The sequence below is a fragment of the Dyadobacter psychrophilus genome (assembly GCF_900167945.1).
In the GTDB taxonomy this organism is placed as follows: domain Bacteria; phylum Bacteroidota; class Bacteroidia; order Cytophagales; family Spirosomataceae; genus Dyadobacter; species Dyadobacter psychrophilus.
Genome location: NZ_FUZA01000004.1, coordinates 62,827 through 82,595, shown reverse-complemented (window position 1 = coordinate 82,595; position 19,769 = coordinate 62,827). Strand labels below are relative to the sequence as shown.

Below are 19,769 nucleotides of genomic sequence, written 5' to 3'. Positions count from 1 at the left end.
ATAAACGTATTAAATAACTTAACTCCTAATAAAAATCTAAAACCTATACCCGTGAAAAGAACTCCGTTTCTTAATTTCCTCGCTCTATTCCTGCTTAACATTCCCCTTTCTATCTCCTTCAACGCAAATGCCGCTCCTCCGATTGTTACAAAACACACAAAAGCCGATGGCGGTAAACTGGTCGGAAAAATTGTTGAATCTCCCGGCAATGTCGGCGTTAGTTTTGCTACGATCGCCCTGCTCGCATCCAAAGATTCATCACTGGCCAGCGGGAGTGTTGCCGATGAAAACGGCGCATTCAGCATTGCCAATGTGACACCGGGAAAATATGTTTTGCGGGTTACCAACATGGGTTACCAAACATTATTCGTCCCTAATATCAATGTTTCGGCGGAAGCCAACCTGCTTGACCTGGGCAACATCACAATTCTTCCAGAGGCGCAAAAACTGAACGAGGTTATCGTTAAGGGCGAGAAGAGCATGATCGTGGACGATATTGACAAGAAAATCGTCAACATTGGCAAGGATATGCTGGCCACCAGCAACAATGTAAGCGACCTTCTTGAAAAAGTCCCTGCGGTTTCGCTCGATGAAAACGGCAATCCGCAAGTTCGTGGCAAAGGCAATGTGGTGGTCCTGATCGATGGCAAGCCTTCGAATTTATACGGCAGCGACTTGCCCACAATTCTTCAATCTTTCCCTGCAAACCTGATCGAACGCATCGACGTAATGACAACGCCTTCTGCAAAATATGAAGGCGAAGGCGCTTCCGGGGTTATCGACATTATCACGAAAAAAACGAAAATACGCGGCACAAACGGCGGTTTGCGTGCGAGCCTTGGCAGTAAGAACAACCATAATGCATCGGGGAACATCAGCTATCGCCTGGGAAAAGTAGGCGTGAATGCTTCGCTAAGCGGACAAACCAGAAATATGACCTGGAAGAGAAACCTGAGCCGGGACAATTTTATCTCCGAGAACACGTCACACCTTGAACAAACCGGAACAGGTGGTAACAAAGGGAAAAATGCATTCGGACGCATTGGTGTCAATTACGATATCAATGATAAAAATTCGCTGGAAGTGGGCGTAAACTATTCGCGTGACCAGAGCCGTAATAATAGCAATCTCTTAAATGAAACCAGCTTCTCTTCCGGTAACGCAACCGAAAAGTTCAATCGTCTTAATAACAGCAAAGGGAATGGTGAAAACTTAAACTTCAACCTGGATTACCGGAAGAAGTTTGATGATAAAGACCATCAGCTCACCTTCACATCCAGTTACTCGTTGGGCGAATCGGACGGTGAATCTTACTATAATCAGGAAAGTGAAATTGACAGCCTGATGCGCAATCAGCAAAATTTACGCGATAACAAACGTCATTCCCTATTTCTTAACTCCGATTACACGTGGCCGATTACTAAAAAAGCAACATTGGAAGTGGGTTTGCGCTCGCGTATGAGTGCCAATGATAATACCAATTCCTTTTACAATATGTCCAAAGAAACGGGAAGCTACGTTTTCGATCCGAACATCAGCAATGTGTTTGGCTACAAAGACGCGACTTACACCGGTTTCATGACCTTTTCCCAAAAGACCGATCTCTGGGGCATGCGTGCGGGATTGCGGGTGACGGATTACAATCAGGATATAAATCAAATAAGCATTAACCGTGCATTCAATGTGCATTTCCTTACGCTGGTGCCAAGCCTTGCGCTGACCAGAAAGCTGGGTGAAACGGCGCAATTGAAGCTCAATTACAGCCGCCGCGTACAACGCCCGGAAGCGGATTGGCTTAACCCTTATACCGACGTTTCGGACCCAAGGAACATTCAATCCGGAAACCCATCACTGAAACCTGAATTTACACATAAGGCGGAAATGGGTTATTCCAATTACGAAGCATCCGGTGGATGGGGACCATCTTTGTTCATGGATTATTCCAACAATGCTATCACCCGTATCCGGACCATTGACGAAACTGGCATATCACTGACCCAATTTGCGAACGTGGGCCGCGAGCTTTCCTACGGACTGGAAACGGACTTTTCCCAAACCCTTTTCGAAGTGCTGAAAATCAATGGCAGTGGGAGGGTTTACAGAAGCGAAGTCGTATCCCAGGTTGCACAGATTGACAACAGAACTTGGAGTTACTCGGGAAATTTAAATGCATTCGTGACGCTCCCGGCTGACTTTAAAGCATCCGCTTACATCAATTATGAAGGGCCAAGAGCCATTGCGCAGGGAACGCGTGAAGGTGTGTTCGTAGCCAATATGGGTATTCGTAAGGAGCTTTTGGAAAAAAAGGCAACACTCTCGTTCAATGTTCAGGATATATTTTTGTCGAGGGCTTATAAAAGCCAGCTGAACACGGCAACATATTCCCAAAATTCACTCTGGCAGCAGACCAACCGGCTTGTTAATCTTACTTTCCAATATCGCTTTGGGAAAATAAGTGCCAGCGGAGGCGATGACGCCTGATCTGAAATAACAACTTGATAGCAAAGGGAAGGGTGATCACTCTTCCCTTTTTGCATTTTACGCATCACTTGATGTATAAAAACAGCTATTTCGCCAACAAACATCCTTAATAGTTCGTAAGTGTTACTGGTGGAATGGTTTTTGCAAAACAGGCAATGCAGTAGTGGAATTATTTGACTTAATTAAACCCCTAACGAAATACCTGATCTAACTCAGCGAAAGACAAATCGTTTTTTCCAAGTAAGACTTGTAATCCGTTATCCATACCAAAACAAACATTGACATGAAAAAATCACTGAACATTTTGACCGCACTGCTGCTCGTTTCCGTCCTTTCCTTTGGACAGCAAGTGCCTGCCGATTCTATTTTTTCCAATTTTTATAAAGCCACAGGCGGCAAAGCTTTGTGGGACGGTGTAAAAACAATCAATTTGAAAAGAAGTTACACCGCAGCTTCGGCTGCTCCATACGATGCAAACGTAACTGTTTCCATTCCTGATCAATCCATTTCGAAGTCCAAAACCATTATGAAACGCAGCTTTGTGTACACGGTGAAAGGCAACGAAGGATGGATCAAAGTGCCGATCGGGCAAAGAACGGATGTTAAAGACCTGAGCCAGGCCGAACAGCAAAATATGCGCTGGGAAATGTATGAGCTTCTGGCGCCTTTTATCGATTACAAAAACAGGGGCCTGATCGCGACCACCGTTGGCATCGAAACATTGAACAGCGTGCCGGTGACCCAGGTAGAATTGCAGGGCAAAGGTGTGAAATATAACCTCTATTTCGATTCCAAAACAGGCCTGTTGCAGAGAGTACGCAAGAATCTGGCGGGTGTAGAAACGACTACAGATATGTCCAATTACACAAAATCTGCTTACGGCATCTCATACCCCACCAAACTGGTCGAAATCAATAGTTTAGACAAAAAACCGGTTACCGTGGTATCAACGGCCACCATTAATAGCCAGGTTGCCCCTGAACTATTCAGAAGATAATCGCGGGTGCTGGCGTGAATTTTATAGCACGAGGAAACTTATCACTTGTGCCCTGAGTTAGGGCCGGGCATAATAAAAAAGGATGAAGAAAGCACTAAAAGTATTTGCAATTGTAATTCTGACGATATTGATCCTGGTTGGTGTTTTGATTTGGGGTATTCAAACACCTTTTGGACAAAACTTTCTGACAACACAGGCCAATTCATATCTGCGGAAAAAGCTTAAAACAAAAGTCAATATTGAAAAAGTGCGCTTCGACGTCCCGGACTGGATCCTGCTGGAAGGCGTTTATTTTGAAGATAAACAAGGCGACACGCTGGTTGCCGGCAAAAGACTTTATGTTGATCTCGACATGTACAGCCTCATCAAGGGCAATGTCGGGATCAATAAAGTAGAACTTGAAGGCATTAATGCCAACATTAACCGGGTTTTACCCGACACCGTTTTCAACTTTCAGTTTATCGTTGACGCTTTCGCCAGCGCAGATACGACCGCTACCGTTGATACAACTTCAAAGCCGCTGGAAATGCGGCTCGACCAGATTTCCCTTAAAAATGTTCGCTTATCGTATCGCGATGCCGTTACTGGCACGGATGCAATCGCCAACATTGATTCGGCTCATGTAAGTTTTGACAAATTCAACCCTACGCTTTCCCAATATCATCCGTCCAAGCTAGCTTTGCTGGGCAGCGAGGTTAAGCTTAGGATGTATCAGCCACTCAAGACGGAAACCACTCCGGAAAACGTTCCCGATCCTGCTGATTCACTGGACATTAAGGTGGGTGACATTGACATCAGGGAATTTAAATGGCTGTTTGAAGATGAAGTCGCTGGATTGAAAAACGGCGTTTCAGTTGGGAAACTGGAAGGACATGTGAACAACATTTATATGGGAAGCCAGTACGTGGATGTTCGCAATCTGAACCTTGAAAAAATGTCTCTTTATGCTGAGTTTGCAAAAAAAGCAAAAGCCGAGGCTAAAAAAGACACAACTTCGGAAGAAGCCGCAACGCCGGGCTGGAATGTGAAAGTAGGTGATATCAAGCTTGTTAACAACGACTTGCGTTACGACGATTTCAATACGCCGGCTCAACCCAAGGGGCTGGATTTTGCGCATTTGAATGTTAAGGATCTCAATATAGATCTGCAAAACTTCATTTTCTCTCCTGAAAACATTGCCGGCTCGCTTAAATCAGGCTCATTTCAGGAAAAGAGCGGGTTTAAATTGCAGGAGTTTCGCACCAACTTTAAATATGGCGCGCAAGAAACATATCTTAGGAACCTCTACGTAAAAACGCCTAACACGCTGCTCAGGGATGAATTGAGCCTTCGGTACAAAAACCTCGACGAGCTAGCCAAAGACATTGCAAACGTAAAGATCAAGCTTCGGCTCACCGACAGCCGAGTTGCGTTTGCGGACATTCTGCTCCTGGTTCCTGATCTTGCCAAAACCCCGCCATTTAACAAAGAACCTAACGGAATGCTGAAAGGCTCCGGACTTGTTACCGGCTCTGTGGACGATATGCTTATTTCAAAGGCGCGTTTCAGTATGTTGAACGGAACTGTTTTGGCACTTGACGGTCGCATTCAGGGGTTGCCGGACGCCAATAAGCTTGCCGTGGACATGACCATCAATGAGCTTTCTTCAACAAAAGCGGATCTGATGAAAATGCTGCCCGACAGCGCAGTGCCGGCTTCTATTGAACTTCCGGAAGACATAAAGATCACTGGAAAAGTGAAAGGATCGATGGAAAACATCACGATGACAACCACGATCAACACTTCTTTTGGCACGGGAACATTTTCTGGTAACCTGAAAAACATTACAGACAGCATTAGGGCACAGTACAACGGCACATTGGCTTTCACCGATTTTGATCTGGGCAGGATGATGAAGCAGCCGCCTGAACAAATGGGCAAGCTGACCCTCAGAACCGACCTCGAAGGCGTTGGTTATGCACCCAAAACGATGAAGGCAAGTCTGGACGGAACAGTAGCAAGTGCTGATATAAAGGGTTATGTGTACAACAATCTAACATTAAAGGGAGATGTCGACAATGGCTTTGCTAATGTTTCGGCAACAATGAATGATCAGAACATTGATGTAGACCTGACTGCCCAGGCAGACCTTTCCAAAGAATATCCTTCCGTAAAAGCTGATGTTTCCATTGAAAAGCTGGATTTGACAGCCCTGCACCTTTATGCAGATTCATTAGCAATTAAAGGAGACATTAAAGTAGATATGCCTTCCACAAATCCCGAAAACCCACTGGGAACTGTGGATATCAATAATTTCACATTTACACATCACCGCAGGCCAATAACAATTGATTCCGTGAATGTGCAGCTGACGGATTCCAGCGGACAACGTCAGGCAAATATCAAATCACCTTTTCTGAAAGCAGAAATGAAAGGTGATTTTGTATATACGGAAATTGCGGATGCACTGTTAACCGAAGTCGGCAAGCATTTTAAAGCGCCTAACCTTACTTATAATCCGGTCACGAAGCCCGTTAATTTCACACTCGACGCAACTGTAAGCAATCACCCGCTGATTACCACTTTCGTTCCTGCGCTGAAAGAAATGAATGATATCCGGTTTAAGGCAAAACTGGACAACCAGCAGGATTCCTCTATTGTAGCGCGCTTGACCATTCCGATGGTGAACTACGACAGCATTCAAACCGAGCGGGTTTCTGTTGATTTTAGTAATACAAATGAAAACGCCGCACTGAATGCCAATGTTGGTTTGGTTAACACAGGCAGTTTCAGGATTCAGAATGCATCATTGGAAAGCAAAATTGTGGATAATGATGTCAAATTCGATTTTATCGTAAGAGATTCCGTGAATACGGAGCGCCATGCAGTGCTGGGCGATCTTGCTATTGCGGATAACCGTTACCGGCTAAACTTGCGTGAAGGCTTGCTTTTGGATTATCTCAAATGGGAAACCGACACTTCCGGCTATATTTCCTATGCACCTGACAGTCTTTATATCAAAAATTTTGTAATCAAAAGTAAAGATCAGTCGATAACCATTAATTCTACCAGCGAAGCACCAAACAGTCCGCTGGATATTGCAATTGCCAATATTTCAATTGGCCCAATGATCGGGATTGCCACTCGCGATTCTACGCTGGCAACCGGGATTTTGAATGGGAAAATTCTATTGAGCGATTACATGAAAGCGCCGGTTTATACGGGTGAACTCACGATTGACAGCCTGGCTGTTACGAAAATCCCGGTGGGTAACCTCGCTTTAAAATCAACCAACGAAACTGAAAACCTGATCCGGGTGGATATGTCGCTTACCAATGGGGAGAATAATATGACCCTGGACGGAAGCTACAATCTCAAATCCGAAAGCCCGATGGATTTCAAGCTGGACCTGAAAAGGTTGAGCGCGCAGACGATTGAGGCATTTAGTTTTGGTGAATTGAAAAAGGCAACCGGAAACTTAACCGGCAATATCGCCATCACTGGCGCCACCGACAGTCCAAAACTGGACGGCGCAATTAATTTTAACGACGTTGCTTTTAATGCAACCCAGCTTGGCTCACGCTATTCGCTGGCTAATCAGAAAATCAATTTCAACGGCCAAAACATCAATTTTAATAACTTCATTATTGCCGATTCAACGAACCAGCAAATGAAGATCAACGGTAATGTGAGCATTGCAAACATTCCCGATGTTGGCTATAACCTAACCATTGATGCCAAGAATTTCAATGTGCTGAATTCAACACAAAAGCAAAACGAGCTGTTTTTTGGTAACGCCAACATTGATGCCGACCTCAGTGTAAAAGGGCAAGGCGCGAACTCGGTTATTGACGGCAGCATTAAAGTGGATCCGGGCAGCAATATCACATTTGTGCTTCCTAACGATGCTACGGAAGCCGGCGATGCTTCCAAAGGCATCATTGAGTTCGTGGATATGAGCGATTCAACACAGGTTGCCGTGGCGGATTCAGCTGCGGCTAAAATAACAACCGTTGATTTCGCATCACAAATATCCCTCGACATTGATGTCGATGACAAGTCGGAATTCAAAGTTGTAATTGACGAATTGAATGGTGACAATATCCGGCTTAAAGGAAATGCGCAATTAAACACCGGGATTGCTCCTAACGGCCAGCTTTTCATGCTCGGCTCCTACGACGTGACCGAAGGTTCTTATGACCTTACACTGCAAATCCTGAAAAGACAATTCCAGATCTTGAAAGGAAGTAACCTCCTCTGGACCGGTGATGTAATGAACGCCGAATTGAACATTACAGCTGGTTATACCGTGGAAGTTGATCCGGGATCAATCAGTTCCAAATTCCAGGGTGCCAGTAAAGTCCCTATTCAGGTGCAAGTGGTCATCACAGGAAACCTGACCGCGCCGAACATTACATTCAACATTGTGCCGGACGAGACCATTGACAAGCAAGTAACCAATGAGCTGACAAGTCAGCGGTTTTGGGAAGAGATGAAGAACAATCCGTCTGAGATGAACAAGCAGGCATTTGCGCTGTTGATTACAAATAAGTTTATCACAGACCAATCTTCGCCAGGTTTCAATCTCGGATCGAGTGCAGAAGCGGTTGCACGTCAAAGCGTAAGCCAGCTCTTGAGCGATCAGTTGAATAACCTGGCTTCCGATCTGGTGAAAGGCGTCGATCTGGATATTGGTGTTAACTCAACCGCCGATCAGACAACAGGCGCTCGGACAGATCTTAACCTGGGTTTGAGTAAAGCATTTTTGAATGATCGCCTCAAAATTTCAGTTGGAAAAAACTTTGAAATCGAAAGCCAGTCCAACTCAGCCAGTTCCAGCGAAGTTTTCGACAACATTGCATTGGACTACGCGATCACAAAAGATGGCCGGTATTTGTTCCGGGCCTTTCGTAAGAATCAATATCAGTCTATTCTGGAAGGTTTCATCATCGAAACCGGTGTAAGTTTTATTGTAACGGCAGACTACGACCTGCTGCGTGAATTTTTCCAAAGGCAAAAAAATGAGAAATAGTGTATTCGGCATATTGGTCTTTTTGGTAACGCTGAGCAGCTGTTCAGTGAATAAGTACATTCCGGAAGGTCAAAGTCTTTATGTGGGCAGCAAAGTAGATGTAACGGCGGACAGTATCACGAAGCCAAATGTATCCGGCCTCGCGTCTGAACTGGAAGCGATTGTGAAGCCGCCACCCAATAAAACACTTTTAGGTTTTCCCTGGAAAGTATGGTGGTGGTATTTTATTGGTGAGCCGAAAGACGAAGGCGGATTGCGCAGCTGGTTTCGCAATAAATTGGGAGAAGCTCCTAAGTTCGCAACACAGCGGGTGGCCGACATTAATGCTGCAAATATGGTTTCCTATCTGGATAATGAGGCCTATTATCGCTCGAAAGCGACTGGAAAGCTCGTTCCAAGTAAAAAAGAAAAACGCCGAACTGCCATTTATGAATTCGATGCTTATGTGATGCCGCGCTATGTAATGAACGAAATTAATTATGTGGTTAGGGACAGTTCTCTGTTTAACCGTGATCTTATTTTAGCCAAGCAAAAAACGCTGTTAAAAAAAGGAGAACCGCCGCGCCTGGATGTGATTTCTACCGAAAGAAACAGAATTGACCTCGAATTGAAAGGCAAGGGCTATTACTTTTTCAATCCCGATTATCTGATCATTAAAGTGGATTCTACTATCGGGAAAAGAGATTCCACACTTGCTCCTCAGCAGGTAAATATCTTTCTCGAAGTAAAGCCACAAACCGCCCAGACTTCGCTGAAACAGTACTTTATCAACAAAATCTACGTAAACACAGGAAGTCAGGAAAGTCTTTTGGCCGACTCGACAACTGGCCGCGAACCGCTCAGGAGAGGGCTTAACATCAAAGATCCGGGGAACCTATACAAAAGGAGGATTTTCTATGATGCGATTGGTTTCAGGAGGGGCAATATGTATACGAATACAATGCATAATGTATCCCTGCAACGATTGGTCAATCTTCAAAATTTCAAGTTTGTAAAAAACCAATTTGATCTTGTCCCGCGCTCCGACTCCGCCTTGTTGGATGTTCGTTACGATTTGGAACCGTTGAAAAAGAAAGCGCTTCAAACAACCCTGAGTGCCAGTACGAAATCAAATAACTTGGGCGGGTCTCAGCTGGATGTGGCCTGGCGGAATCGCAACACATTCAGAGGAGCGGAAATGCTTGCTATTAAAGCTTTTTTCGGATTTGACGTGCAGTTGGGTGGGAACAAGGAAGCAAATCCGAACAGAATTGGCAACGAATACATCCGCTACGGTATCGGCGCAGACTTATCCTTTCCTCGATTTATCATTCCATTTGTTCGCATACGCCCGGAAAAAAGCCAGGCATTGCCCAAAACCGTGCTTTCTGTAAATTATGAAAATCGGGTTCAACGCGGACTTTATACGACCACTTCCATCCGTGGTGACTGGTCTTACATTTGGAGCAAAAACTCGGAAGTTGTACACACATTGACCCCAATCTCGCTAAATTATATTCAACCCAGAAAGGTAGATATTGAAAAATTGGGCGCAATTGGGACAAATCCCAACACTAATCCTATTGACTTTGAAAGGTTGATGACGCTCGTTGAGCAAAAATATTTCATTGCAGGTTCCAATTATACCATATCTTACCGTCCCCAGCCAAAACCATTTGGAAAAAATCAGTTTGCATTATCCGGTGGGATTGATTATGGTGGTAACCTTTTAAGCCTCTTTGCGAAACACTCCAAGGATGACACCGCGAAAATTTACGCGAAAGAGTTTTTGAAGGTCCCCGTTTTCCAATATGTAAAGCTAGATGGCGATATTCGCTATTATCGCACAATTACCCCCGGTATAAAATGGGCCAACAGGCTTCTTTTAGGTGCTATTAAACCCTATGGAAATTCAAAAAATATGGCTACACCGCAATTTAAACAGTATTTTGGGGGTGGTAGCACTGGGATAAGGGCATTCCGTGCACGTGCGTTGGGACCAGGAGCTTATACACCTGATACGGCAACAATTGCATTAATTGGTTATCAGAATTTTGCTGATATAAGAATGGAGTTCAACTCAGAACTTCGGCTGAAATTTACCAATATCATTAATGGTGCCGTATTTATGGATGCCGGAAACATCTGGTCATTTGGTAGTCCAGAAAGAGCAAGATATGATTCAAGTGCACTTATAAGCGGTGACTTTTTGAAACAAATCGCAGTTGGTGGCGGCATTGGTTTACGACTTGATTTCTCTTATTTGATTTTCAGACTGGACATTGCAACGCCATTCCGCAAACCTTGGTACACAAAAGAAATCGCATCTCAGACACCAGAGGGCGAGGTTACTTACAAAAATCCCTGGGTTTTCAATGAAGTAAATTTCAGAAGCAAGGCATGGAGGCGGGAAAACCTGATCCTGAACATTGCGGTCGGGTTACCATTTTAACTTCAAAGCTCAGGATTTAATTTCCTGACAAAGCTCGATCAGCATTCCGTTGGTGGACTTTGGATGCAAAAAACACACGAGCTTATTATCCGCTCCGGGTTTGGGGGTTTCACTTAATAAGGTGAAACCCTCTTTTTTTAGTCGGGCCATTTCGCTCACAATGTTGTCAACCTCAAAAGCGACGTGGTGAAACCCCTCCCCTTTTTTATCAATGAACCTAGCAATCACGCCATCGGGATCTATGGATTGCAGTAACTCTATTTTGGTTTGGTTAACCTGAAAAAAAGACGTCAAAACACCCTCGGAAGTAACTGTTTCTCGTTTATAGGGATCAGTATCAAAAAGTTTTGAGAACAATTTTTCAGCTTTTTCCAACTCTTTAACCGCTATTCCAATGTGTTCAACATTCTTCATCCGGTTCTATTTTCGGTTATCCTGATCGCCAACCATACTTAAATAACTCTCATAACGGCTGATAGCGATTTCGCCATCCGAGACCGCATCTTTCACAGCGCACCCCGGCTCGTTGATATGCTGGCAATTGTTGAAGCGGCATTGATTTAACAATTGCCTCATTTCAGGAAAAGAATGAGCAATTTCCTCAGCTTTCATGTCGGAAAGGCCCAGTTCCTTGATTCCCGGCGAATCAATGATAAACGTCCCGGGTTCCAGCTCGAACATTTCGGCAAATGTTGTAGTATGCACACCTTTGTTCGCAAATGTGGAAACCTCCTGTGTTTTGATATCCAGATGGGGCGCAATGGCATTCACCAATGTAGACTTTCCAACCCCCGAATGACCGGAAAGTAAAGATACCTTTCCTTTGAGCAATGCTGCAAAGTCTTCAAGCCCTTCATCGCTCACGGCTGTTGTTGACATACATGTGTATCCAAGGCTATCGTATAGTTCCATTAGTTCAGCCTGGAATTCCTTCATATCGTCATTGAGCAGATCCTGTTTGTTAAAAATCAGCACGCCGGGGATCCTGAACGACTCGATAGCGACCAAAAACCGGTCAATAAAACCCAGTGAAGTCCTTGGGAAAACCAAGGTTGCGATTAAAATGGCCTGGTCAACATTGGCTGCGATCAAATGCGCATGCGCCGTTTTGTGCACCGACCGTCGTACAACGTAGTTTTCCCGGGGCATTATTTCATGTATTATTCCAAAATTCTGCGTTTCGTCCTCCGCTTCAAACCGCACGTAATCGCCAACGGCGATCGGGTTGGTAACCTTTAATCCCAGAGCTTTGAACTTACCCTTCAACCTGCATTGCCAGATATGTCCATCTCGGCTGTCCCGAATGTCATACCATGAACCAGTTGACCGCAAAACCAATCCTTTAACTAAATCCATTCCGTGTTTTTTTGCGAATAGCGAATTTAACCGGAGTTTCACATAAAACTGCCGTATATGCCAAAATCAGCCAAATAAAATTAAGTAGTTTTTCAATAAGCTCTGTTTTTTATTTGCTGGGTGCGCACTTCGATAATAATATTTTTTAATATTTAATCGAGTTTAATTGTTTTTGCATACATTAGTATCGGTCAATCGTAAGAATTTTAAATAAGATTTTTAGATAAAATATATTTACACTCCGCATAATGGACTTAGTTGTAGAAGAACCGAATTCGGTCATTGATATTCGTAAAAACCGTATCAGAAGTAACTTATTGCTTCATTTATATCAATCCGGCGATACTTCGATCAACAAAATGGCGCGACTGTTCCATGCCAGCATTCCCTCGGCTACGGGCATTGTGAATGAGCTTATCCGTGAAGGATGGATCATTGAAACCGGAACTGGTCCCGCCCGCGCAGGCAGGCCGCCGGTGTTATACGGACTGAATTCAAAAAAATACCTGACGCTGATCATGGACATTAATCGTCATGACACGCAGCTCGTTATTTTTGATTTGCATAACCAATTGATTTTAAAGCGAAAAGTGGATATCCGTCTCGACGATTCCTCCACATTTCTCGAACAACTTTTCGAAGCAAGCGACGATTTTCTTAAATCCAACAATATTAACGTCAGCAAGTTATGGGGCATAGGCGTATCAATGCCGGGCCTTATCAATTCCTCACAGGGAATTAACCTGACTTACCTGAATCTTACCCCTCCAGGCGTTCCTCTGGTTTCGCATTTAAAGAAACATTTCAAACTGCCGGTCTGCCTTTTTAATGATACAAAAGCGACCACGATCGGTGAGCACAGATTTGGGTTTGCCCGTGAAAAATCGCAAGTCCTGACCATTAACATTGATTGGGGTGTAGGATTAGGGATCATTATCAACGGCGAAGTTTTCAATGGTGCATCCGGTTTCGCTGGCGAGCTTGGCCACATTCAGGTTAAGCCAGACGGACTTTTATGCCACTGCGGGAAAATCGGCTGCCTGGATACGATAACTTCTGCGATCGCATTGATCAGACGTGCGAAAGAGGGCATTAATAGCGGAAAAGCAACAATCTTGTCTCAGATCGTCAATAACAATCTGGATCTGCTGGACACATCGCATATCATTGAAGCAGTGCATGCGGGTGACGAATTTTCTATTGATTTGCTGAGCACCGTGGGAACTGAATTGGGCAAAGGACTGGCCACAGCTGTCCATCTATTTAATCCCGAGGTCATTATTGTAGGTGGGTTATTGGCAGAAGCCGGACCATTCATTTCCAATCCGATCGAACAGGCGATCAATAAATATTGCCTTTCGGATTTTAAAAACTCACTCTCCATCCACATTTCCAAACTGGGCGCAAAAGCCAGGTTACTGGGCACGCAGGCGCATTTGTTTGAGCATTTGATCGCAAAAGAATTTTCCTGAGAAATAATATTAGGGGCTGACTTAGTACTTTTAGAAAGTAATAAATCAGCCCTGTATTTTTGCGACTTCGCTGAGGATCAATTCTGTTGAACCAACTCCTTCCGCAATATAATTTTTGTTAACATTTCCCGCTTCATTCCGCAATTCGGATGATTTAATCCATTGGTCCACAACAGCAATTAGCTCTGCTTTGTCCATCACAGCAACAGCGCCTTTTCTTTCGATCAGATCAACTGCTTCCTGAAATTTGTGATAACGCTTATTTCCAAAAGTGATGGGAATGCCAAAGGTGGCGGCTTCAAGAATGTTATGCAGCCCCGAACCAAATGATCCGCCGATATAAGCCATATCGCCGTATTGGTATAAAGACGACAACATCCCAATGTTATCAATCACGAGATAATCACATTCCCTACTATTGACATTGTCGGAAATTTCCGAGTATAAAAGCGTTTTCCCATCTAAACCTTGCCGCCATTTCGCTATCTCCTCTTTGTGGATTTCGTGCGGGGCGACGATTGCTTTCAGTGAGCCTCTAAAATGATTTAAAACAGGGATAAGCACCTGCATATCAGCTTCCCAAGCCGATCCTACGACTAAGCAAAGCTTGTTATCCCGAAAATTTACCACCTCAGGCAGATCTTTCACATGAAGTGCAATAGCAGAAACGCGGTCAAATCTGGTGTCGCCGGCCAGGATGCAATGTTGTACGCCTATACCATGAAGCAATGTGAGCGATTGTTGGTTTTGTACAAAAATATGATCGAACAAACTGAGCATCTTCCTGAAAAATCCACCTCTTTTTTTAAAAAAAATCTGATCGGGCCGGAAGATTGTGGAGAAGGAAACAATGTGTGATCCGTTCTTTTTCAGCTCAACGAGATAATTGTACCAAAACTCATATTTGATAAAAAAAGCAATTTTCGGCTGAACGATTTTGACAAAACGCCTCGCGTTGGACGCGGTATCCCAGGGAAGGTAACATATGTAATCCGCACCAGTATAATTTTTTCTGACCTCGTAACCGGACGGAGAGAAAAATGTCAACAGAATAAAGTGATCCGGAAACTGTGTTTTGTATGCCTCAATAACCGGTCGGCCCTGCTCAAATTCCCCTAATGAAGCCGCATGGAACCAAGCCACGGAACGCCCGTTTGCCAACTTTTGAAAACCACTTTCCATCTCGTCCAATAACCCATCGCGACCTGCAACTCCAAGCTTGACCTTGTGATTAAATAAAGCCGCAATGCGCATCAACGAGGCGACGGTGCTGATTGCGCTTTGATAGATAACTTCGGACAAAAGACTCTGATTAAAAGAAGATTAGCGAAAAATTTATTTCAGAAAATCCCGGAAGCGCGGGATGACTGGCAGGCTTTTTTATTTCTTTTTTCGTTTAAAGAACATAAATGTACAAAAAACCGTTAAAGTGGTGGCGATATTCAGCGGCTTTACACTATAATTTTGTACTTTCACTGTTCATACTACACTTCCAATTGTAACAGAGAACTAGATCTAAATATATGATGCGTGTAAAATTTTTACTATCAGTATCTATTCTGTTTGCACTATCAACAGATATATATGCGCAACGTCGGGCGAAGGCTGAGGACAATGAAGAGAGCTATAAATCTTTTACTTCCTTTGGGGTAACAACAAATACCAATTCGGGAATATTGGGTGGTGCGGTTTTCAGGCAGTCTTCGGCGCTGGGTTCAAAGTTGTTTGGCAAAAACCAATACAGATATCTGGCACTTGAACTAGTGAATGTAAAGCACCCTAAAGAGCTTTCCCAGCAGGATTTTGTTACAGGAGCAAGACTTGTATATGGAAAACAGAATTATCTTTTTGTTTTGAGACCGGAATACGGACGCGAGCTTACATTGTTCAGCAGACAGGATGACGAAGGCATTTCTATCAGCGGGATATTGGCTGCGGGACCTTCATTAGGTCTTGAAAAACCATATATGGTGCAGTTTCAAAGTTCCGACGGTCGTGTTGTTACTGAACCGTTTGACCCTGTAAAACATGCCGGAAGCACGCAGACGACGGGCATTGTTGGAGCGGGAAGCTTTTTTCAGGGCTTCGGACAAACGAAGATCGTTCCTGGCTTACATGTAAAAACAGCAATGAGCTTCGAATTAAGCGCTTTCCGTGAGAATGTAACGGGTGTGGAAATTGGTTTTATAGCAGAAGCATTTACAAGAAAAGTGCAGATTATGGCGTTCGCCGAAAACAGAAGCTTCTTTACTTCGGGTTACTTAACTCTTTATTTTGGAAGCAAAAAGCGATAAATAAATTAGCAATTGACAGCTTGACTTGCAAAAACCGGGCTGTCAGAGATTACGAATAAATATGATTGAATTACCTGTTATTCCCTCAGAGCGCAAGAAAAGACCAGATTGGTTGAGGGTTAAGCTGCCAGCCGGTCCGGAGTTTAGGAAAGTAAGGCAACTGGTTGATAATTATAAATTGCATACGATCTGCGAAAGCGGAAGCTGCCCTAATATGGGCGAATGCTGGGGCGCGGGAACGGCCACGTTTATGATCCTGGGCAATGTTTGTACGAGAAGCTGCAGTTTTTGTGCAGTGGCTACGGGCCGGCCGAATGAATATGATACCGACGAGCCGAGACGTGTTGCCGAAGCGATCAAACTTATGCAGGTAAAGCATGCGGTTATTACATCCGTGAACCGGGATGAGTTGAAAGACAGAGGCGCCGAGATCTGGTATCAAACAGTAAGACAGGTCAAAGAAAATACACCTGAAACCACCATTGAAACGTTGATTCCGGATGTTAAAAATAACTGGGATGCGTTGATCCACATGATTGAAGCGGGCCAGGAAGTTGTTTCGCACAATATGGAAACAGTAGAACGTTTATACCGTGCGGTACGCCCTCAGGCTAAGTACGAAAGAAGCCTGGAACAGATCAGAAGAACGAAAGATTTTGGTCAGCGCACCAAATCCGGCATTATGCTCGGCCTTGGTGAAACGCAAGATGAGGTTCACAAAGCCATGGATGATCTTGCGGCCAATGGCCTCGACATCCTTACTTTGGGACAATATCTGCAACCCACCAAAATGCACCACGAAGTGATCGAATGGATCACACCTGAAATGTTCGACAATTACAGGGAAGAAGGTCTGAAACGCGGACTTAAATACGTAGAATCGGGGCCACTGGTAAGATCCAGCTATCACGCTGAAAGGCACGTGAATGTTCCGATTTGAGTTATAATCAAAATTTGAAAAGCCTGCTTTCTGTTGAAAGTAGGCTTTTCAGTTTATAAATGCCTGCTGCACTATGCAAATCAGTGCATTCCGAATGGCTTTTTTAAGTCTCTTTTATTTGGTTAATATCCCAAAAAAATTCAATTTTGTTTTCTAATCCATACACTAACTTCACATTTTTTTGCTGAATTAACATTTTCAATTTATGCCATACTTATTCACCTCGGAGTCCGTATCTGAAGGACATCCTGACAAGGTCGCCGATCAAATATCAGATGCTTTAATTGATAACTTCTTAGCTTGGGACACTAACAGTAAGGTAGCCTGCGAAACTTTGGTAACAACCGGCCAGGTTGTATTAGCAGGTGAAGTTAAGACAAACACTTATCTGGATGTTCAGAAAATAACACGCGATGTTATTAGAAGAATCGGATATACGAAGAGTGAATACATGTTTGAAGCGAACTCCTGCGGTATTTTATCTGCGATTCACGATCAGAGTGAGGACATTAACCAGGGCGTTGACCGTGCAGTTGCTTCCGAAAGCTTTGAAGAAAAAGCAAATGCGCAGGGTGCAGGTGACCAGGGAATGATGTTTGGTTATGCAACGCGTGAAACTGAAAACTACATGCCTTTGGCATTGGACCTTGCACACAAGATCCTTCAGGAGATGTCTGCGATCAGAAACAATGAGTCAAGCCTGATCCCATATCTTCGCCCGGATGCAAAATCCCAGGTAACGATCGAGTACAGCGATGAAAATGTTCCTTTGCGTATAGACACGATTGTTGTTTCTACACAACACGACGATTTTGATTCCGAGGCCGACATGCTTGCGAAGATTAAAGCGGATGTGATCAACATTGTAATTCCACGTGTGAAAGCTAAGCTTACTCCTGAACTTCAAAAATTGTTCACGGGAGATATCACGTTTCACATTAACCCGACGGGCAAGTTCGTAATTGGCGGCCCGCACGGCGACACGGGACTTACAGGACGTAAAATTATCGTTGATACTTACGGTGGAAAAGGAGCCCACGGTGGCGGTGCTTTTTCAGGAAAAGATCCTTCCAAAGTTGACCGTTCTGCTGCCTATGCAACGCGCCATATTGCCAAAAATATGGTTGCATCAGGACTTTGTGACGAAGTGCTTGTACAGGTTTCCTACGCAATCGGTGTCGCTGAGCCTTGCGGTTTATATGTGAACACTTACGGAACAGCCAAAGTATCCGGCAATGACGGCGAGATCGCAACGAAAATCGGAGAGATCTTTGATCTTCGCCCGTACGCAATCGAGCAACGCCTGAAATTACGTAATCCAATCTACTCTGAAACAGCTGCTTATGGTCATATGGGCCGTAAAAACGAAGTCGTTAAAAAGTCTTTCAAAGGCGCTAATGGCGAAGAGAAAGAGGTTGAGGTTGAATTGTTTACGTGGGAAAAACTTGATTTTGTGGATGCAATCAAAGAGAAGTTTGCATTGTAATTGCATATAAGTTCTTAATGCTCAGGCCGGCTAATCACCGGCCTTATTTTTTGTCTATCCAAAAAACATATATAATATTTTGATAATCTCCTATTTTCAAAATATTGATCTGATTCTTCAATTAATCCCTACCTTTAACTAATATTTTCACGATAACTGCGTTCCTAAGGGGCTGTTTATTTATTTCAATTAAGATACTTTTTGTTACCGCCTCTAATATGCAATATCAAAAAATCAAGTTTACGAATGCGGGTAAGAGCACATTCTTTCCTACACTTCGACAACGGGTAGATCAGTATTTCTCTTCCAATAACATTTGCAAGTCGGGCGGCAAAAAGATCATTTACAAGGCATTCTTCATGCTAAGCCTGTATTTGATTCCTTACATTCTTATTCTCTCAGGCAGTTTCTCAAACTTATCCATGTTCATCATGACCATTGTGATGGGATTTGGCGTGGCCGGGGTTGGAATGTCTGTCATGCATGATGCCATTCACGGATCGTTGGCCACTTCCAATGTGCTGAACAAATTTTTTGGTGCGTCAATTTATCTTTTGGGAGGCAATGCTTATAACTGGGAAGTGCAGCACAACAGGCTTCATCACACATACACCAACATTCATGAAGTAGACGAAGACATTACCGGCAAGTTTCTGCTCCGCTTATCGTTTCAGGAAAAACAAAAGCAAATTCACCGTTTCCAGCACATTTACGCATTCTTTTTATATAGTCTGATGACCTTGTCGTTCCTGTGGAAAGACTTCAAGGAAATTTCTCTTTTTAACAAAATGTCCGAATCTGGCATGACCAAGCCTTTTCCCCGGAAAGAGCTTATCAGGCTTGTGGTTACCAAAGTTGCCTACATCCTGTTCATTTGCGTGATTCCGCTTTATTTCACATCCTTAACATTCGGACAGTGGTTTATCGGATTTATGGCCATGCATTGTACTGCGGGAATGATCCTGAGCACTGTTTTCCAGATGGCGCACGTTGTTGAAGGTGTTGATCAGCCGGAGCCTAACAACCTGGGTTGTGTTGAAAATGCATGGGCAGTGCATCAGCTGCAAACCACTTCCAATTTTGCGGGAAGAAACCGCTTTTTGTCGTGGTATATCGGCGGCCTGGATTACCAGATCGAACATCATTTGTTCCCATCCATTTCCCACATTCACTATCACGCACTATCGCCTATTGTACAAGCCACTGCGCAGGAATTCGGGTTGGATTACAATGCTAAGGCAAACTTCGCCAATGCGCTGGGATCACACATCAGGATGCTCAAAAGCATGGGCAGAGCCTGA

The 19,769-nt window shown here is 43.9% G+C and carries 12 protein-coding genes; 9 read left to right on the top strand and 3 right to left on the bottom strand.

Annotated features, from left to right (window positions below):
* Positions 1–51: 51 nt before the first annotated feature.
* The 4 genes from B5X68_RS16300 to tamL all read left to right on the top strand — a co-directional run bounded on the left by B5X68_RS16300 (position 52) and on the right by tamL (position 10,920).
* A complete protein-coding gene (locus B5X68_RS16300) occupies positions 52–2,481 on the top strand; it encodes a TonB-dependent receptor (RefSeq protein WP_229208451.1) in 2,430 nt (809 codons plus the stop codon).
* A 283-nt stretch (positions 2,482–2,764) separates the two neighbouring features.
* Positions 2,765–3,478, top strand: coding sequence for a hypothetical protein (locus B5X68_RS16295; protein WP_082215831.1), 714 nt, complete (start codon positions 2,765–2,767; stop codon positions 3,476–3,478).
* A gap of 82 nt (positions 3,479–3,560) precedes the next feature.
* Positions 3,561–8,489, top strand: coding sequence for a translocation/assembly module TamB domain-containing protein (locus tag B5X68_RS16290; RefSeq protein WP_082215830.1), 4,929 nt, complete (start codon positions 3,561–3,563; stop codon positions 8,487–8,489).
* A complete protein-coding gene (tamL, locus tag B5X68_RS16285; RefSeq protein ID WP_082216139.1) occupies positions 8,479–10,920 on the top strand; it encodes a translocation and assembly module lipoprotein TamL in 2,442 nt (813 codons plus the stop codon). Before B5X68_RS16290 ends, tamL begins: the two co-directional genes overlap by 11 nt.
* A gap of 9 nt (positions 10,921–10,929) precedes the next feature.
* Here tamL and mce read toward each other — a convergent pair whose 3' ends face one another.
* Together mce and rsgA are read right to left on the bottom strand one after the other, a co-directional pair.
* Positions 10,930–11,334 (bottom strand): methylmalonyl-CoA epimerase, encoded by a 405-nt coding sequence (gene mce / locus B5X68_RS16280; protein WP_082215829.1) that lies wholly within the window; start codon positions 11,332–11,334, stop codon positions 10,930–10,932.
* Positions 11,335–11,340: 6 nt separating this feature from the next.
* Positions 11,341–12,276, bottom strand: coding sequence for a ribosome small subunit-dependent GTPase A (gene rsgA / locus B5X68_RS16275; protein WP_082216138.1), 936 nt, complete (start codon positions 12,274–12,276; stop codon positions 11,341–11,343).
* Positions 12,277–12,524: 248 nt separating this feature from the next.
* Here rsgA and B5X68_RS16270 point away from each other — a divergent pair, with 248 nt between their 5' ends.
* Positions 12,525–13,748, top strand: a complete 1,224-nt coding sequence (locus tag B5X68_RS16270) for an ROK family transcriptional regulator (RefSeq protein ID WP_082215828.1) — start codon at positions 12,525–12,527, stop codon at positions 13,746–13,748.
* 45 nt (positions 13,749–13,793) lie between these two features.
* Here the strand turns inward: B5X68_RS16270 and B5X68_RS16265 are convergent, their stop codons facing one another.
* Positions 13,794–15,050: a 3-deoxy-D-manno-octulosonic acid transferase gene (locus tag B5X68_RS16265; RefSeq protein ID WP_082215827.1), complete on the bottom strand. Its 1,257-nt coding sequence runs from the start codon at positions 15,048–15,050 to the stop codon at positions 13,794–13,796.
* A 221-nt stretch (positions 15,051–15,271) separates the two neighbouring features.
* Between B5X68_RS16265 and B5X68_RS16260 the strand changes: the two genes are divergently transcribed.
* The 4 genes from B5X68_RS16260 (at position 15,272) to B5X68_RS16245 (ending at position 19,769) form a co-directional block, all read left to right on the top strand.
* Complete coding sequence (locus B5X68_RS16260) at positions 15,272–16,042, top strand: hypothetical protein (protein ID WP_082215826.1); 771 nt, start codon at positions 15,272–15,274, stop codon at positions 16,040–16,042.
* A 61-nt stretch (positions 16,043–16,103) separates the two neighbouring features.
* Complete coding sequence (lipA, locus tag B5X68_RS16255; protein ID WP_082215825.1) at positions 16,104–16,982, top strand: lipoyl synthase; 879 nt, start codon at positions 16,104–16,106, stop codon at positions 16,980–16,982.
* 205 nt (positions 16,983–17,187) lie between these two features.
* A complete protein-coding gene (metK, locus tag B5X68_RS16250) occupies positions 17,188–18,468 on the top strand; it encodes a methionine adenosyltransferase (RefSeq protein ID WP_082215824.1) in 1,281 nt (426 codons plus the stop codon).
* A gap of 218 nt (positions 18,469–18,686) precedes the next feature.
* Positions 18,687–19,769, top strand: a complete 1,083-nt coding sequence (locus B5X68_RS16245; RefSeq protein ID WP_082215823.1) for a fatty acid desaturase family protein — start codon at positions 18,687–18,689, stop codon at positions 19,767–19,769.

Excerpts from the sequence above, each read along its gene's own strand:
- B5X68_RS16295 (WP_082215831.1), top strand. The coding sequence starts at position 2,765 with ATGAAAAAATCACTGAACATTTTGACCGCACTGCTGCTCGTTTCCGTC.
- B5X68_RS16290 (WP_082215830.1), top strand. The coding sequence starts at position 3,561 with ATGAAGAAAGCACTAAAAGTATTTGCAATTGTAATTCTGACGATATTG.
- tamL (WP_082216139.1), top strand. The coding sequence starts at position 8,479 with ATGAGAAATAGTGTATTCGGCATATTGGTCTTTTTGGTAACGCTGAGC.
- mce (WP_082215829.1), bottom strand. The coding sequence starts at position 11,334 with ATGAAGAATGTTGAACACATTGGAATAGCGGTTAAAGAGTTGGAAAAA.
- rsgA (WP_082216138.1), bottom strand. The coding sequence starts at position 12,276 with ATGGATTTAGTTAAAGGATTGGTTTTGCGGTCAACTGGTTCATGGTAT.
- B5X68_RS16270 (WP_082215828.1), top strand. The coding sequence starts at position 12,525 with ATGGACTTAGTTGTAGAAGAACCGAATTCGGTCATTGATATTCGTAAA.
- B5X68_RS16260 (WP_082215826.1), top strand. The coding sequence starts at position 15,272 with ATGATGCGTGTAAAATTTTTACTATCAGTATCTATTCTGTTTGCACTA.
- lipA (WP_082215825.1), top strand. The coding sequence starts at position 16,104 with ATGATTGAATTACCTGTTATTCCCTCAGAGCGCAAGAAAAGACCAGAT.
- metK (WP_082215824.1), top strand. The coding sequence starts at position 17,188 with ATGCCATACTTATTCACCTCGGAGTCCGTATCTGAAGGACATCCTGAC.
- B5X68_RS16245 (WP_082215823.1), top strand. The coding sequence starts at position 18,687 with ATGCAATATCAAAAAATCAAGTTTACGAATGCGGGTAAGAGCACATTC.